15 protein-coding genes are annotated in these 16661 nt (G+C 53.0%); 7 read left to right on the top strand and 8 right to left on the bottom strand.

Annotated elements, in window-relative coordinates; all coding sequences use genetic code 11:
• Nucleotides 1-76: 76 nt before the first annotated feature.
• The 3 genes from C3F13_12455 to C3F13_12445 are packed head-to-tail and all read left to right on the top strand — an operon-like array spanning nt 77 to nt 3092.
• Nucleotides 77-1558, top strand: coding sequence for a nucleoside triphosphate pyrophosphohydrolase (locus C3F13_12455; GenBank protein PWB52081.1), 1482 nt, complete (start codon nt 77-79; stop codon nt 1556-1558).
• 9 nt (nt 1559-1567) lie between these two features.
• Nucleotides 1568-2317, top strand: coding sequence for a polyprenol monophosphomannose synthase (locus tag C3F13_12450; GenBank protein PWB52080.1), 750 nt, complete (start codon nt 1568-1570; stop codon nt 2315-2317).
• Nucleotides 2304-3092: an enoyl-[acyl-carrier-protein] reductase FabL gene (locus C3F13_12445; protein ID PWB52079.1), complete on the top strand. Its 789-nt coding sequence runs from the start codon at nt 2304-2306 to the stop codon at nt 3090-3092. The genes C3F13_12450 and C3F13_12445 overlap by 14 nt, the downstream gene beginning before the upstream one ends.
• Before the next feature lie 102 nt (nt 3093-3194).
• On the opposite strand, the gene C3F13_12440 is transcribed toward C3F13_12445, so the two are convergent.
• The 5 genes from C3F13_12440 to C3F13_12420 all read right to left on the bottom strand — a co-directional run bounded on the left by C3F13_12440 (nt 3195) and on the right by C3F13_12420 (nt 7646).
• Nucleotides 3195-3638 (bottom strand): YbhB/YbcL family Raf kinase inhibitor-like protein, encoded by a 444-nt coding sequence (locus C3F13_12440; GenBank protein PWB52078.1) that lies wholly within the window; start codon nt 3636-3638, stop codon nt 3195-3197.
• A 318-nt stretch (nt 3639-3956) separates the two neighbouring features.
• Nucleotides 3957-4589, bottom strand: a complete 633-nt coding sequence (locus tag C3F13_12435; protein ID PWB52077.1) for a cyclase — start codon at nt 4587-4589, stop codon at nt 3957-3959.
• Nucleotides 4590-4718: 129 nt separating this feature from the next.
• On the bottom strand, nt 4719-5825 hold the full coding sequence (gene menC, locus C3F13_12430; protein ID PWB52076.1) for an o-succinylbenzoate synthase: 1107 nt from the start codon (nt 5823-5825) through the stop codon (nt 4719-4721).
• Complete coding sequence (locus tag C3F13_12425; protein ID PWB52075.1) at nt 5822-6697, bottom strand: GNAT family N-acetyltransferase; 876 nt, start codon at nt 6695-6697, stop codon at nt 5822-5824. The genes menC and C3F13_12425 overlap by 4 nt, the downstream gene beginning before the upstream one ends.
• Before the next feature lie 7 nt (nt 6698-6704).
• Nucleotides 6705-7646 carry a hypothetical protein gene (locus tag C3F13_12420; GenBank protein PWB52074.1) on the bottom strand — a complete coding sequence of 314 codons (942 nt, stop codon included), beginning with the start codon at nt 7644-7646 and terminating at the stop codon, nt 6705-6707.
• 206 nt (nt 7647-7852) lie between these two features.
• Here C3F13_12420 and C3F13_12415 point away from each other — a divergent pair, with 206 nt between their 5' ends.
• Together C3F13_12415 and C3F13_12410 are read left to right on the top strand one after the other, a co-directional pair.
• Nucleotides 7853-9223, top strand: coding sequence for an MFS transporter (locus C3F13_12415; protein PWB52073.1), 1371 nt, complete (start codon nt 7853-7855; stop codon nt 9221-9223).
• Entirely contained in the window at nt 9220-10344 is a 1125-nt protein-coding gene (locus tag C3F13_12410; protein PWB52072.1) for a hypothetical protein, read from the top strand. Before C3F13_12415 ends, C3F13_12410 begins: the two co-directional genes overlap by 4 nt.
• Nucleotides 10345-10402: 58 nt before the next feature.
• Here C3F13_12410 and typA read toward each other — a convergent pair whose 3' ends face one another.
• Nucleotides 10403-12316, bottom strand: coding sequence for a translational GTPase TypA (typA, locus tag C3F13_12405; GenBank protein PWB52071.1), 1914 nt, complete (start codon nt 12314-12316; stop codon nt 10403-10405).
• Between the two features lie 49 nt (nt 12317-12365).
• Nucleotides 12366-13766, bottom strand: a complete 1401-nt coding sequence (locus C3F13_12400; protein ID PWB52070.1) for an MATE family efflux transporter — start codon at nt 13764-13766, stop codon at nt 12366-12368.
• Nucleotides 13767-13869: 103 nt separating this feature from the next.
• On the opposite strand from C3F13_12400, the gene C3F13_12395 reads away from it, so the two are divergent.
• The gene (locus C3F13_12395; protein PWB52069.1) at nt 13870-14106 is read left to right on the top strand and encodes a hypothetical protein; all 237 of its coding nucleotides are present in this window, start codon (nt 13870-13872) and stop codon (nt 14104-14106) included.
• Complete coding sequence (locus C3F13_12390) at nt 14106-15005, top strand: hypothetical protein (protein ID PWB52068.1); 900 nt, start codon at nt 14106-14108, stop codon at nt 15003-15005. The genes C3F13_12395 and C3F13_12390 overlap by 1 nt, the downstream gene beginning before the upstream one ends.
• On the opposite strand, the gene C3F13_12385 is transcribed toward C3F13_12390, so the two are convergent.
• A complete protein-coding gene (locus C3F13_12385; protein PWB52117.1) occupies nt 15006-16640 on the bottom strand; it encodes an acyl-CoA dehydrogenase in 1635 nt (544 codons plus the stop codon).
• Nucleotides 16641-16661 lie beyond the last annotated feature (21 nt).

The following is a 16661-nucleotide window of genomic DNA, read 5'->3' as shown; positions in this document are numbered from 1 at the left end:
TAATGCGTAAAAACGTGGCTGACAGGCTTCCGTTTTACGCATTACGCTTTTAATTCGACCGCTTATCTGGTTAGCAATGATTGATCGAGGTCCTATGGCACCCATGATTACGCTTCTTGGTCTCGGCCCTGGTGATGCTTCGCTGCTTACCCGCCAGGCCTGGCAGGTCTTGGAAAATTCTTCTGACGTATACCTGCGCACAAGCCAGCACCCGACCGTGGCAGGCTTTCCTGCTTCCCTCACCGTACATACCTTCGACGATCTCTACGATAGCCTGCCCACCTTTAATGATGTCTATGCGCATATCATCGAGCAGGTCCTGGAACTCGGCAGACATCAGCAAGGCGTGGTCTACGCAGTACCCGGTCACCCATTTGTTGCCGAAGCCACCTGCCCAGAGATCGCCCGACGTGCCCGTTTGGAAGGTCTCCCGGTTCAGGTCATCGAAGGGCTGAGCTTTATTGAGCCGACTTTGACCGCATTGGGAGTAGACCCCCTGCCCAAGCTATCAATCATCGATGCCATCGAGCTGGCTACTGCCCACGTACCTCCTTTCCCGCCTGACGCACCAGCTTTGATCGCCCAGATTTACTCCCGCCAGGTGGCGAGCGATGTCAAGCTGACTCTGATGGAAACCTATCCGGATGATCACCCCGTCAGGTTGGTACATAAAGCGGGCACAATCCAAGAGCTGGTGGAAGACCTGCCCCTGCATGCCATCGATCAAAGTGGCACGACTGGCCTGCTCACCTCTTTATATCTGCCTCCCCTCGAAAAGGGAACTTCATTCGAAGCCTTCCAGGAGATCATCGCCCACTTGCGGGCTCCCGATGGCTGCCCATGGGATCGGGAACAAGATCATCAGACCTTGCGTACCAACCTGCTTGAGGAAACCTACGAAACACTGGCTGCATTGGATGCCAATGACCCCGGCCATATGCGCGAGGAGTTTGGTGACCTGTTACTGCAAATCACCCTGCATGCCCAGATTGCCAACGAGTATGGCGAATTTAATATCGCCCAGGTGATCAAAGGCATCTACGATAAGATCATCCGCCGCCACCCGCATGTCTTCGGAGACTGGCAAGTGCAGGGAGTGGAGCACGTGCTTCAGAAATGGGAGAAGCTAAAAGCTGCTGAGCGGGCTGAAGCTGAATTAGAGAATGGGATTAGCCAGAAAGGACTGTTGGATGGGGTTGAGATCGCTTTGCCAGCCCTGGCACAAGCTGAAGAAATCCAGCGCCGGGCTGCTCGGGTGGGGTTTGACTGGCCAGATGAGCGCGGTGTCGTGGATAAAATAAGCGAAGAGTGCCACGAGCTGCTGGCTGCAGATAACCTGGCATCACGCGCAGATGAGCTGGGAGACCTGCTATTCTCGGTGGTCAACCTGGCACGCCACTACGAGATCGATGCCGAATCTGCCCTGCGCGAAACCAACACACGTTTCCGCACGCGTTTTGCTTACATCGAAAAATCAGCCAAAAAAGAGGGCAAGTCGATCAGTGACCTGACCTTGGACGAAATGGAAGCCTACTGGCAGAAGGCAAAAAGGTTGTAAAATATCCCTATGCCTGGAACCCTGGTTGTTATCCCCACGTATAACGAAGTCGAGAACATCGCCGAGATCAGTAAAGCCCTGTTTGATTTGAAGATCGACGACCTGGAGATACTCGACGTCGATGACGATTCGCCAGATGGTACCGGGCAGTTGGCCGATAGGCTAGTAACAGAATATCCTGAGCGTTTTCATGTGATGCACCGCAAGGGCAAGCTCGGCCTGGGCACGGCGTATATCCAGGGCTTTCAATGGGCGTTGCAGCAAGGTTACCGTTACGTGCTCCATATGGACGCTGATTTTTCACATCCCCCTGAGTTCGTGCCCCAGATGCTAGCATCTATCCCCGATTATGACGTAGTGGTAGGTTCGCGCTACACCAAGGGCGGGCGTTTGGATGTGAGCTGGCCCTGGTATCGTCGCCTGCTGAGCTGGTGGGCAAACTCGGTGTGGGTGCGCCTCATATTACACACAAGGACCAAGGATTCCACAGCCGGCTTCAAGTGCTGGAAAGCAGAGGCCTTGCAGCGTATCGGGCTGGAACGCATCCGATCAACCGGTTATATCTTCCAGGTGGAGATGTGTTACCTGGCTGAGAAGCTGGGTATGCGCATCAAGGAAATCCCCATTTACTTCGAGGAACGCCGGCAGGGGGAGAGCAAAATGGACGCGAATGTTAAAATTGAAGCTGCATTAAGGGTGATCGAACTGCGCTCGCATTACCGCCATCTCAAGCCTGAGAACGGATATGTTCACCAATAAGGTTGCCCTGGTCAGCGGATCGGGGCGGGGGATTGGAGCTGTGATCGCCCTACACTTCGCTTCCCTGGGAGCGGATGTGGTGGTGAATTACTTTCGCAACCGCCAACCAGCTGAAGTAACTGCTGCGAAAATCCGTGAGCTTGGCCGCAAGGCTTTGCTGGTGAAGGCCAACTTGGGTGAGCTGGACCAGATTGATAGACTTTTCGAGGCGGTGGAACAGGAATTTGGTGGATTGGATTATTTTGTCCACAACGCCGCTTCCGGTTATAACCGCCCCGCGCTGCAGCAAAAACCCAGGGGTTGGGATTGGACGATGAACATTAATGCCCGGTCCCTGCTCTTCGCTGCGCAGCATGCCACTCCACTCATGGAAAAACGTGGTGGAGGCGCCATCGTCGCCATCTCCAGCCCCGGTGCCACCCGGGTGCTGCCAGACTACGTGGTGGTTGGGGCGAGCAAGGCCGCCATTGAGGCCATCACCCGTTACCTGGCGGTCGAGTTATCTCCCAAGAACATCGTGGTCAACGCCATCTCCCCGGGGATGGTGCTCACCGACGCTTTACAGCACTTCGAGATGGTACGTAGTGATGTGCACCTGGCTGAGAAAACCAGCGCCATCACCCCGGCAGGTCGCCTGGTCACCCCCCAGGATATCGCCAACCTGGTGGTGTTCCTCTGCTCGCCGGAGGCTGGCATGATCCGCGGACAGGTTATCGCCATTGATGGCGGCGCTTCGATCAACGCCCCAGGCATCGGCCTTCATACCGATATCTAAGCTTATTTCAAAGAGTGACTGTCAAATTGACTAGTGCCGGTTACTTCTGACGATACACGCTCTTGCGATCAAAGCCAGGATGGATTTTGAGACTCGCCCCTGTTACCTACCGTATCGACCCATCAGCTGGCCCTGAGCCAGGATGTGCCCCTTCATGGAATCTTCCAGTTGAGCCTTGCTGGCGCCAGGTTTTAAATCTAAACTAGTATCCAGAGCATACAGCTTAAATAAATACCTGTGGTTTGAGCCCCGCGGTGGGCATGGACCGCCGTAGCCAATCTCTCTAAAATCATTCTGCCCTTCGGTTCCGCCACCGTTCTTCCCCTGGTCCAGCCCGGTCAAACTGGAAGGCAGGTTAAATAGCACCCAGTGTACCCATGTGCCAGAAGGCGCGTCGGGGTCATCCATGATCAGCGCCAGGCTGACGGTGTTGGTGGGCACCCCCGTCCATGCCAGTGGCGGGGATACGTTTTGGTCATCACAGGTATACAAGCCAGGTATCTTTTCACCCTCTGAAAATGCCGTGCTCGTGATGGTGATCGCCATATCATTTCCTCCTTGTGCTTGAGGGGCTGAAGCACTTCCCTTGCAGCTTACCGCAACCAGCAAGAGACCCAGGGTGATTAACAATGCACGAATTCTCTGAACCCTCATCCTTCATACCTTCACACGGAATTACTATATTCCAAATCTCCCTGAAATTCAAGGGCATAAGCATGGCTAATTTGACAGTTTTATGAAGATTACCAATCCAATCAACGATTGCCGGTTTTCAGACTCACAGAGCAAAAACTATTTTTACCCCCAGAAATCCCTTGTTACTTCGTTTACTTTGTGTCTCTTGCGCTTTATTGCTATTTATCCTCAGACACCCACCAGGATACACCGGGCAGGAGCTCCATCCACACCCCCCAGCTTGAGTGGCAGGCAGTGCAGGGTATATCTCCCTTGCGATACTATCGACAGGTCAAGTCCCTCGATCACTACCACCCCGGCATCCAGCAGGATTTTATGCACGGGCGTTCCCATTTTGTATGGCGCTATCGACAGGTAATCGATTCCTACCAGCCTGACGTTGCGATCCACCAGCAGCTCAGCCGCGTCTACGCTGAGACCCACATAATCCGTTTTAAATTCTGAATTCCCGTTCGTCCACAGTTCCGAATTACGGGTTTTGAAGAGCAATCTTCTGGTGCGAGGTGGTATCTCTGCGTCCATCAAAATCGAAGCGGTGATCATATCCACATCAGGCAGGTGCAAGACGTACGCTCTGCCGACCAAAAGTTCAAGCGACAGGTCTTCTACGGTTATTCCGTTGTTCAAAAAGTGGTCCGGTGCGTCCACATGGGTACCGGTATGGCAACTCATGGTTACTTCTGAGACATTGGCATTATCCCCCGAAGCAATGCTGCTGGTACGTTTGATGCTGACCGGGGCATCTCCCGGCCAGACAATCGATTGAGGAGATATCGTGAGGGTAATATCATACGTCCGCATTGCCTGCCTCCTTCATATGTAAAAAAGTATAGAATAGAGTTAAAAATAATGCAACTTTTTTAGCACTCAATTTCCATCAACAAAAAACCCCGCGTTGAGCGGGGCTTTATCCATACAACATTAGGATCGTTAGGGGAGGTTGAGCTTGGCAAGCGTTGCCCGTTGCAATGCAGCCAGGTTGATGCTCACCCCCAAGCCAGGTGCATCTGGCACATCGATGGTGCTGTCAGAGTTTAATTTGTAGCGCTCATAGGTAATATCTTCGTCGTAATACCGGTCGGTAGCGGAGATATCGCCAGGCAAGGTGAAGCCGGGTAAGCTGGCCAGGGCCAGGTTGGATGCCCTGCCGACTCCGGTCTCAAGCATTCCGCCACACCAGACAGGGATGTGCTGGCTGTGGCACAGATTATGAATTTCCACAGCCTGGCTGAGACCCCCCACCCTGCCTGCCTTGATGTTCACCACCCGGCAGGCTTTCATCTCAAGCGCTTGCCTGGCAAGGCGGGGCGAAGTGATGCTCTCATCCAGGCAGATCGGGGTTTTGAACTTCGCCTGCAGCCAATGATGGTCCCATAAATCATCCTCTGACAATGGCTGCTCGATAAGCAGCAAATCGAGCTCATCCAGCGGAAGGAGGGCATCCGCACTCTCCAGCGTATAGGCTGAGTTGGCATCCACCTGCAGGCGTAGGTCAGGGAAGGCGCTGCGTAAGGCCCTGGCATCCCCTACATCCCTCCCCGGTTTGATTTTTATCTTTATCCGCTGGTAGCCCTGCTCAAGATAGCCTTGTGCCACCTGGATCAGCCGCTCGGGAGATTCTTGCAATCCGACCGAGACACCCACTTCCACTTTCTGGCGTACCCCGCCCAGCATCCTGACCAGGGGTATATCCTGGGCTTTACCCATCAGGTCCCACAAGGACATCTCCAGCCCAGCCTTGGCCATCAGGTGCCCACGCACGAAAGCCATCAGCTGCTGCAGGGACTCTGGCTCAGTGATATCTTTATCAAGCACAGCTGGGATGATAAAGTCCTTCAGGATATGCCAGGCTGTGCCAACTGTCTCATAGGAGTAGCCCGGGTCCAGGTCTGCTGCACACTCACCATATCCGATCAAACCGTCAGCAAAAGCTTCTACCAGCACACAGTCACGGGTATGGATGCGTCCAAAAGAAGTCTCGAAGGCACTTTTTAATGGCATTCGCAGGTGGTACAGGTTGATGCGGGTGATTTTCATAAGGTGCTTTCTCCATGGATCAAAACGTAATAACTACGTACCGGAAGGTTGGTGGACTGGACAAAATCTGTCACCAGGTATCCAACTCTGAATAGATCTTCAAACAGGTTACGGGTGTGCAGGCGCCATTTCATAGCCAGGTGAATGTCGGCAGACTTAACTGCCTGGAAATCAGCCGGGATTTCCACCAGTAGAATAGATTGTTCCTTCCCAGGCGGCAGTCCTGTAAAGCTTGAGGGATGGGGTACCCCACGCTCATCCATTTCTGCCGGATTTACCATTTGGGAGCCTCCTGCCAGGTAATGCGTCAGGGTGAGGTCGTTCCGCCTCCGCCGGCTGAGCCTGCGGTTGACGCGGTGTGAGTTCACCCACCAATCCACATCGAAGCGATCTGTGGGCAGTCCCTGATTGAGCGTGTCATGCATCTCGCCATAGAAATCGCGATGGTAGGTGTTGCACACCGCTCCCAGGCGGGTGATGTTCAGCCAGGCGTTCCGGCTGAGCAGTGGGTCGTAAGTCCAGGTAATGCGATCGATGCCCTGATGCCGGACCATCTGCCATTGGGCGCGCTTGAGCGCAAAACCAATTCCCTGGCCCTGCCATTCTCCGCGTACTCCCAGCATGCTCGAGTAATGCTTCAAGCGAGGGCCATCCGGTGTGCTGTAGAAACCCGCAAAACCGAATACGAAACCCACCAGGATCTCCTCTGCATATGCACCCAGCACCAGACCGCCATTGTGAACAGCTGAGTTCAACAAGTGAGCCGGAACGATATCCATATCCGGTTCCTGCCACACCTGGCGTTGGAGCTCCTCAACCCGGTGCATTTCATCCATATATTCAATGACCTTGATCGTCAAAGGTGTTTTCATGGTCCTCTTAGCGTCTACGCTTGCGGAACAGCCTGCTCCATAACGAGACCCGCCAGTTGGTAAATTTCAAATGGTCCAATGTGTGATCGAAGCGTGCCGGAAGGATATTGAACGTGCGGGATAAGCTATCCAGGTTACATGTACGGTTGGTGGCCAGGTAATCCAGCCAGTATACTGACACCGGCAGCCCGGGAAACATCGATTCAAACACTACGGTCATGGCCCGCAAGTAAGGCGGAAACATGCGTACCACCCTGCGTCGAACATCGATCGTCTGCATGATCGTTTGAAGGATATGGTTGAAGGTCAGGTATTCTGGCCCGCCGATGGAATAGGTCTGGTTGATGGTAAGCTCGTTATCCAACGCCCACACCAGGCAAGTCACCAGGTCTTCCACCCAGATCGGTTGCAGCAGTGTGTTCCCTTCTTCAGGGACAAAGAAAAAGTACGGTAAGGCATTCAGCAAGCGCGCCAGGCTGCTGGTAAAGTGATCGTTCAATCCGTATACCAATGCAGAACGCAGGATGGTGTGATTTACACCACTGCGTCGGATGCTTTCCTCAGCAATGGCTTTGGCTTTCAAGACGGGATAGGCTGAAGCGCGGTCAGCACCCAGGTGGCTGATATAGAAGAAACGTTTGACCCCTGATTCAACGGCTACCTGGCTGATGGCTTGTGTGCCCTGGATGTCCACGTTCATCAGGCTGGCATGCGCACCATGCCACTCGACCCCGGCCAGATGGTAAACAATATCCACGTCCATCATGGCCGAGCGGACACTGCGAATATCGGTCAGGTTGCTGACTGCCACTTCCACAGGCACGCCACGGGGCAGGTCAGGAGACTGCTTCGATGGGCGGATGAGCAAGCGCACCGGATAGCCGGCTTCCGTGAGCTGCCGGACAAGCGCCTTGCCGATGAAGCCTGTTCCTCCTGTGACCAAAATCATGCCGTGATTATAGCATGCAGAGTTTGAGGTGGTTTCCCTTCCCAGGTAATGGCGAAACTTTGTGAGCTGGAAGTGTTTATTAATCCAGCAAGTTTTTTATCTTGGTTTCTAACCAGCTACAGAATCCAGTTAGGTGCGAGTTGTCCAGAGATGGGCGATTCAAATCGGTGTAAAATGAGTTGTTCCTGGTACTATTGGGAAGGTTAATGACCAAAAATCTGCCGATATGGCGTAAGTGGATGTATGGGTCAGGAGACCTGGGCTTTAGTCTGACAAGCACCATCGTAGCAGCCTACTTCGCCATATTTCTCACCGATGTGGTCGGAGTACGGGCTGGTGTGGCTGGGATTGCCATCGCCGTGGGTAAGATCTGGGATTGGGTCAATGATCCCTTATTCGGTTACATCTCTGATCACACGCGCACACGCTGGGGGAGGCGGCGACCATTCCTGCTTTTTGGGGCAATCCCCTTCGCACTCGTATTCACATTGATGTGGTGGAAGCCGCCTCTTCAAAGTGATGCTGCCCTGGTGGTCTATTACGCCTTCGTGTATGTGCTGTACGAGGCGACGGCCACCATGATCTATATGCCCTATTTTGCCTTAACCCCTGAGCTTACCTCCGATTATGACGAGCGTACCTCGCTGACTTCCGTAAGGGCATTTTTCTCTATCTTTGGCAGCTTGCTGGCTTTTACGATCCCGCTGGCCATTATCGGTGGTTTCTCCCCTGAAAATGCCCAAAACGTCTTGGTCATGGGCATCACTTTCGCCGTCATATCAACCATTCCACTGTTCGTTGTCTTTTTCGGCACGCGTGAGCGCCCAGAATTCATGCACCAGCAACAACCAGGTTTATTGGAGTCCCTGAAAGCCTCCTTGAAGAATCGACCATTTATCTTCAGCGCAATTATCTTCCTGTTCACCTGGCTTTCGATTGATATCCTGCAGACCATCCTGCTTTATTTCATAAAGCATGGTGTAGATCAAGAAGCCAATAGTGACCTGATCATGGGCACCATTTTCGTCGTCGGCATATTCGCCCTGCCATTATGGACCTGGACATCCCGCAAGCTGAATAAACGCCTGGCATACATCATCGGCATGGTATTTTTTGCGGGCGTTCTGCTGGTGCTAATCAACCTGACGCCACTCACACCCCTGTCCATCATCCTGGGCTTATGTGTGCTGGCGGGCATCGGCGTTTCTGCAGCGCATGTCATTCCATGGTCTATGATCCCCGATGCGATCGAATTTGGGGAGCTGGATACGGGGAAGCGTTATGAAGGCATGTTCTACAGCCTGATTTCACTTTCTCAGAAGGTAGCTTCTTCGGTAGCCATCCCACTGGCCTTGTTGATGTTGGATATCACGGGGTATATACCGAATAGTTCCCAGCAACCGACCAGTGCAGTTAATGGCATCCGCTTCCTGGTCGGCCCCATCCCGGCTGTACTGTTAAGTATCGGTATCCTGTTTGCGGCCTTATATCCACTTGGTCGCGAGCGTTATACGCAAATCGCACTCGAGCTCGAAGAACGCCGTCTCACCCACCCGGCTGAAGAAGCGGAGCCATGATAGAGATCCAGCAAGTCTCAACTGCTGCAGAACGCCGGCGGTTCACCACCTTTCCGTGGCAGATTTACCGGCACGATCCGCTGTGGGTGCCACCTTTATTCAGCGAACGGCTTAAAACGATCGACCCTGCGACCGGCGTCTTCTTCAAAAGGGGGATCGCTGAGTTTTTCATCGCCCTGAAAGATGGTAAGCTTGCAGGCACGATCTGCTGCGCTGACGATCGTGAGACCAATGCGGCTCGTGGACTGGCCGATTGCATGATTGGATTTTTCGAGTGCCTTGAGGATGAAATGGTCGCTAGGGCATTATTCGACCACGCCCGGTGTTGGGCTACCGAGCACGGACTGAATACGCTGTATGGCCCGTTCAACCTCGATTATGAAGATGGCTACGGTGTGCTAATTGAGGGGCGTGATCGCCCTCCAGTCGTCCTGTGCGGTCATACCCCCGCCTACTACCAGGGTTATTTCGAAAATTATGAGTTCGCACCCGCCCGCGGTGACAACCTGGCATATGAGATCACACCTGCATCAGGGGCAGTAGAGCTCACCAGGGTATCCAGGCTAGCAGACCGCCTGCGCAGGCGCGGGTCAATCAACATACGTTCTGCCGACCTTTCCCATTGGGATGAGGAAGTCGATCGGATTCACAGCCTGTTGAATAAAGCCCTGGCTCACCTGCCCGATTTTATTCCCTGGCCGCGCGAAGCGCTACATGCCTCGCTGGCTGGATTCCGCCAGATCGTCGACCCGGAGCTGGTCTTGTTTGCAGAAGTTAATGGTGAAGCTGTTGGTTGGTTCCCCGGGATCCCAAATGTCTATGAAACCTTGATCTATGCCAATGGCCTGCGTTATCCATGGGACTACCTCCGTGTGCTGCCCTACCTGCGCAGACAGCCTAAATGCCTGGCCATCAAAAGCGTGCTGGTATTACCGGAATATTGGGATACGGGTGTGGCTGTATTACTCTTCGATGAAATGGCAAAACGGGCTCTCCCCAAAGGGTACGCCTGGTTCGACCTTTCTTTGACTTCGGATGATAATCCATATACCCCTACGTTGGCTGCCCGGGCAGGCGCCAGGCTATATAAGCGCTATCGCGTCTACCGGCTAAAGGTTTAAATCAGAGGAACTAAAATGACCAGTAAAATCCGCTGGTCATTTGATTATATTCAGGTAATTATTCAACGCTTTCCAGCTTGGCCAGCTTGGTCTGGCGGCCACGCTCGTGCGAATCGAGGATGCGCTTGCGGATACGGTAATTCTGCGGTGTGACCTCCAGTAGCTCATCATCCGCCAGGTATTCGATGGCCTCATCCAGGCTCATCTGGCGGGGTGGTGTGAGGCGGATCTCCATCTCACCCCGTGCAGCCCGTACATTGGTCATGTGCTTCTTCTTGCATATATTAATCGTCAGGTCTCCAGGGCGCTGGTGCTCACCCACCACCATACCTTCATAAACTGGCACACCCGGCCCAAAGAAGAGGATGCCGCGTTCCTCGGCATTCTTTAATCCATAAGTAGTGGTCTCTCCTGGCTCCCAGGCAATGATCGAGCCAGCTTCACGCCCTGCCATGGGGCCAACCATGGTCAGGTAATCATAAAAAATGGTGTGCAGGGTGCCAGCGCCGCGTGTGGCGGTCAGAAATTGATATCTGAAACCCAATAGCCCCCGCGTGGGCACCAGGTATTTCAAGCGCACCGTGTTTTCCAGGGTGTCCTGCATATCCAGCATCTGCCCGCGCCGACCACCCAACATCTCGACCACCACACCCACCGTCTCCTGGCTGGTCTCGATGTAGACCTCCTCGAAAGGCTCCAGGATCTCACCATCTTCGCCTTCACGCAGGATGACCTCCGGACGTGAAACCTGGAATTCATAGCCTTCACGCCGCATGGTTTCGATCAGGATGGCCAGGTGCAGCTCTCCTCGCCCTGAGACCAGGAACGAATCGGCAGTCTCCATCTCGGCCACGCGTAAAGCTACGTTGGAACGTAGCTCATCGAAAAGGCGCTCACGCAGCCGGCGGGAGGTGTTCCAGCGCCCTTCACGGCCCGAAAATGGCGAGGTGTTAACCCCGAAAGTCATCCGCACAGTCGGTTCCTCCACCTTGATGGGGGGTAATGAGACGGGACTCTCCGGATCGGCCAGGGTTTCTCCAATGGCAATGCCTTCTAACCCTGCCAGGGCAACAATCTCACCCGCCAGGGCTTGCTCTACCTCGACACGCTTCAATCCCTGGTGGACATACAGATAGCGCGCTCGCTCGGGCAGCACCTGACCATCCACGGTGATGCGCGCCAAAGGCTGACCCAGGGTTATTTTCCCGGCAAACAGGCGTCCAACCGCAGTCACGCCGCGGTATTCATCGTAGCCCAGGGTTGTCACCAGCATCTGCAGGGGTGCATCCACATCCACCATTGGCGCGGGGATATGGCGCAAGATTGCCTGGAACAGAGGCTGTAGATCGGGGCCAAGCGTAGGTGTCAACCCTGCTTGGGCGGTAATGGCATTGGCATAGATGATCGGGAATTCTGCCTGTTCATCGGAGGCACCCAGCTCAATGAACAGGTCGAATGTCTGGTTGAGCACACGTTCCGGTTCCGCATCCTTGCGGTCAACTTTATTGATCACCACAATCGCCCGGTGACCCATCTCAAGGGCCTTCTTGAGCACGAAGCGTGTTTGGGGCATGGGTCCTTCGGCGGCATCCACCAAAAGCAGCACACCGTCAACCATGTTCATCACGCGTTCGACCTCGCCGCCAAAATCAGCATGTCCGGGTGTATCAACGATGTTAATCTTCACCTGCCCGTTGATTTCCGCATCCCAGATCTCGATGGCGGTGTTCTTGGCCAGGATGGTGATGCCGCGCTCGCGCTCGAGGTCATTCGAGTCCATTACACGTTCAGCAACCAGCTGGTTCTCGCGAAAAACACGCGCCTGCTTGAGCAGGCCATCCACAAGTGTTGTCTTCCCATGGTCTACATGGGCGATAATAGCAATATTACGCAGCTCTTTTCTTTCAGTTTTCACAATCTTTTCCCTACATGAGCATATAAAAACCCCGACCAGGTTGGTCAGGGCTGGCATTGTCGGATGGCAATCTTATCAGATGGAAGCTTATTTGAACAGAGGTGGCTTAGCCCGTCACGCTCATTGCCAGGTTGTGGATCCATTTACGCGAGAAAAACCGGTACAGCCCCAGGCACCACTTGGTGAGCTCCTCAGTCATGACCAGCAGATATACCCAATACACCGGCAGGTGGAACACAAATGCTCCAAGGAAGGCTAACGGAACCCCAACCACCCAGATGATCAGCCCATCCAGGATCAGGGCAAAGCGAGGGTCTCCCCCACTGCGCAGGATGCCTATAAACAGGATCACATTGGAAGATTTAAGCCAGAGCAACGAGCCCACGATGATGAGTACACGGCTGGCATATTCGATCACTTGAGGGGGTACCTTGTAGAGATATAGGATCAGGTTTGAGCTGAGCAAGATGAGCGAGCCAATTGCCACCCCTCCCAGCACACCCAGCGCTTCAGAACGGGCGCCGTAGCGGAAGGCCTGTTCATCTTCGCCCGCCCCGATACGGTTGCCAACCAGGACAGCACAAGCATGCCCAATGCCATTGAATACCACAAAAGCCAGCTGTTCGAACGAGCCAACGATATTCATGGCTGCGATCGAATCTGTGCTGATGCGAGCATAAACGACACTATAGGCAGTGATCCCCAACGACCATAGCATCTCGTTAACCACCACAGGCAGGACTGGCTTTAATACCTTTTTCGCAAAACTCGCATCGAAACTGAATAATTCCTTGATTTTTGCGGCTGCCGCGCTCTGTTTGCGGTAGGTAATGAATAGCATGAGCGATAACTCCACCATGCGTGACACCAGCACAGCAACCCCCGCCCCATGCACGCCAAGCATGGGAAAACCAAGCTTTCCAAAGATGAGCAGAAAACTCAGCACGGTATTCAACGACAATGAAGCAATCGTCACGATCAGGGGGGTCTGCACATCACCGGTGCTGCGCAACACCGCCGCGTAGCAGAATGAAATCGCATAGGGGATGAAAGTAAGACCAATGATACGTAAATATTCACTTCCAAGCGCCACCACCGCGGGGTCTCTTGAGTAGATACTCAAGGCCGCAACAGGGAAGGCTTCAGCAATGACCAGGAACAGCGCACCCGCGGCCAGACCCAGGCTGAGAGCCAGCCCGAGGACTTTGCGGATGTTGGGAATATCACGCATACCCCACAGCTGGGCAGTGAACATGGCAGAGCCGCTGTATATGCCGAACAACATCAAGTTTAACAGGAAGAATATCTGGTTGGCCAGGCCAACCGCCGCAACCGGTACAGCTCCCAGCTGGCCGATCATTAATACACCGACCATGTTCAGTGAAGACATGATGAATTGCGTCAGCGCGATCGGGAGCGCAATCTTGAACAGGCGCTGATAGAAATCCCGATCGCTGAAGAAACCGGCAAACGCCTGGCTTCGACGCAGTGATATCCCTGATGACAAAGCTTCTCTCCTGTGAATACTGGAAAGTATTATTTAACCCTGCAATTCTAACAGGCTTGACCAGATTTAGTATTCATACGTTAATCCAACGATGAGGTCATTCATGCCAGACCTTGTAGTACTTAATAGCATGTTCCAGTCCCCTGTTGATCAAGAGTTTCCTGTTTATATGATGGCGGTTTATCCCTCAGCTGAGTTGATCACCATCGTTGAACCTGAATTCTTTGACCTGATGGGCAACCGAAAAGCAGATATCCAACGATTAACCAATCTACTCATTAAGTGTCTTCGCTACATCTACAAGAGAATGAAGGAAAATTCTGATGATATACTAATATGATGACTACGCCATCCTCGTTGCCCACACCGGAAGTTGGAGTCATTAAGGAAGTCCTGTTTAATCAGCTTACAAAGGTAATGGGGTTTAAGCAGTCGAACATCCTTACCCGTACATTAGCTCTCATTCTCAATAAACCCATCACGCGCATGTCACAGATCCTGGTCGATCTAGATCTTAACATCTCCAGGAATGGCTGGCATTCAGCCGCAAGAGTATTCCTGGAAAACTTCGTCCTGGATAGTAAATTGAGTGGAGAAGGTCATATCCCACTGAGTGGACCGTTAATGGTCGTGTGTAACCATCCAGCCGCCTACGATGTTGCCATCCTGGCAGCTGCCTTACAAAGGGATGACCTTAAGATATTAGCCTCTGATATCCCTCTCATTCAGCTATTCCCAAATATTGCTGCCCATGTCATTCCAGTACCTTACAATATCCCTTCCCGGCTTCAAACGGTTAAAACGACGATCCGGCAGTTGAATGATGGAGGCGCGGTCCTGCTCTTCCCACGTGGTGATGTGGAACCAGATCCAGCTGTCTCGCCTGGAGCGGAACAGAGCTTGCCGGGTTGGTCACCCAGCATTGAGCTGTTTTTACGCCGCGTGCCTCAGACCAATTCGGTGGTGGCTATGGCCAGTGGGGTACTTTCAGCGAGATGGTATAAAAATCCACTGATTAACCTTTGGAAAAAATACGAACAACGCCAAAAAGTAGCCGAGATATTCCAGATCTCATCTCAGCTGTGGTCCGGGAAGGTGCCTGATGTGACCCCCATGGTCACATTTTCAACCCCACTTACGGTAGCTGAACTGGGCGGAGTTGACTCGCCCGAAGGGACGCTATTTAACGGCCTGATTGATCAGGCTCGCCAATTATTGGCAAAACATCCCCACGTCTAGTTAAGGGTTCATCTCATATTCATCACGCAAGGCAAACACCTGGTCTAGCCACACTTTCTTGAAACGATCAGGGTTTACCTGTGGTCGGCGGATGAGTTGCTGGCAGAATTCCATCTGTGCTGTGCTCGTGGTGGGTTGGCAATAAAGCTTTAGCGCAAAGCCTGATAGATCGCGCACCATGCAATCGAAGATCTGGTCCAGCAAGTCGTCATCTACGTGATAAAAGTCAGCATTTTCCAGGATCAACTGCGCGTAAACGATCTGGGTAAATGCCTCACCCAGGGTGAGCAGGAAATCGGTGTCCTTGGCCTGCTCCGGCGTGGGTGTAGCCTGGGCAAGCATCGATTTGAATATTTCAAGCTGCTCCTTGAAGATGATGACATTCGGCAGGGCATGCTTTTCAAATGCAGTGGCGTAATCATGGAATTGGATTTTGCTCAATCCTTTAGCCGGTCCTTGGTGAAAGAGAAAGTCATCATTGCGTGGCTCCGACTGGCGCTCGATGGGCGGATACTCTTTATGGAAAAAGAAATAGTTTGCCATGAACTTGACGATCAGGGCAATGTTGACATGCACGGTACCTTCCAGCTTGGGCAAGGCGCGGATATCCCTGACTGCCATTTCAAAGTACATGTCCTTCTCAAAACCCTTGGCTGCGATCACATCCCACAACAGGTTGATCACCTGCTCGCCCTGGGTAGTGACTTTCATCTTCTCCACAGGATTGTAAAGCAAGTAGCGCCGGTCGTCCTGATTGGCTATACGCATATAATCCGCTGCCCTTAATGAGAATAATTTCATCGCTACCAGTCGGGCATACGCCTCGGTGAACATCATCTGCACGTGTGGAAAATCCGTCACCGCCATCCCATAGAGATGCCGGTTGGCGGCATGGTGAATCGCTTCATAAAAGGCGTGCGTGCAGATACCGATCGAGCCCCATCCCAGGTTGAACTTGCCGATGTTTACCGTATTCAAGGCTGCATCCCAGGCCGCCTGGCCCCTGGATAAGATGTCCGACTCGGTGATTGGATAATCCTGCAGGGCAAAGTTTGCTACATAAGATTGGCTGTTGGTCACATTTTTGATAAGCTCATACCCTTTTTGGCGATAATCCGCTACAAAAAATACATATTCCCTCGCCGGATTGATCTTTCCAAAGTTCGATACCATCGGAGCGATATTGCCGTTTCCGATGTAATATTTCTCCCCATTCGCCCGGTAAGTTCCATCCGGCTCAGGGGTCAGGCTCATCTCTGTTGAATAGATATCCGCTCCATGCTGGCGCTCTGAGAGACCGAAGGCGAATACTTCCCCATCTTCAAGCAAACGGGCTGCTTTGCGTTTCAGCGCTTCGTTTTCACTCTGCCAGATGGGTCCCAAACCCAGGATGGAAACCTGCCAGGTGTACCAGTACCCCAATCCGTAGAAAGCCAGGATTTCGTTGAACTCGCAGTTCCGCCAGGTATCCCAGCGGCAATCTGGTTCCCCATAACCGGCAGGGGTCAGCAGGCTAGCGAATAATCTCTCCTGTTTCTGAAATTCCAGGAAATCAGCGTACCAAACGCACTCCCGGTCGTCTTTCTTAAGCTGGCGCTTACCCTTGTTCTCAAAAAAGCCAATCGTTTTCTGCATGATTTCCCTGGAACGTTCGTC

The sequence above is a fragment of the Anaerolineales bacterium genome (assembly GCA_003105035.1).
Classification (GTDB): domain Bacteria; phylum Chloroflexota; class Anaerolineae; order Anaerolineales; family UBA4823; genus FEB-25.
Note: the sequence above shows the minus strand (reverse complement) of the source record. Positions and strands in the feature narration are given on the sequence as shown.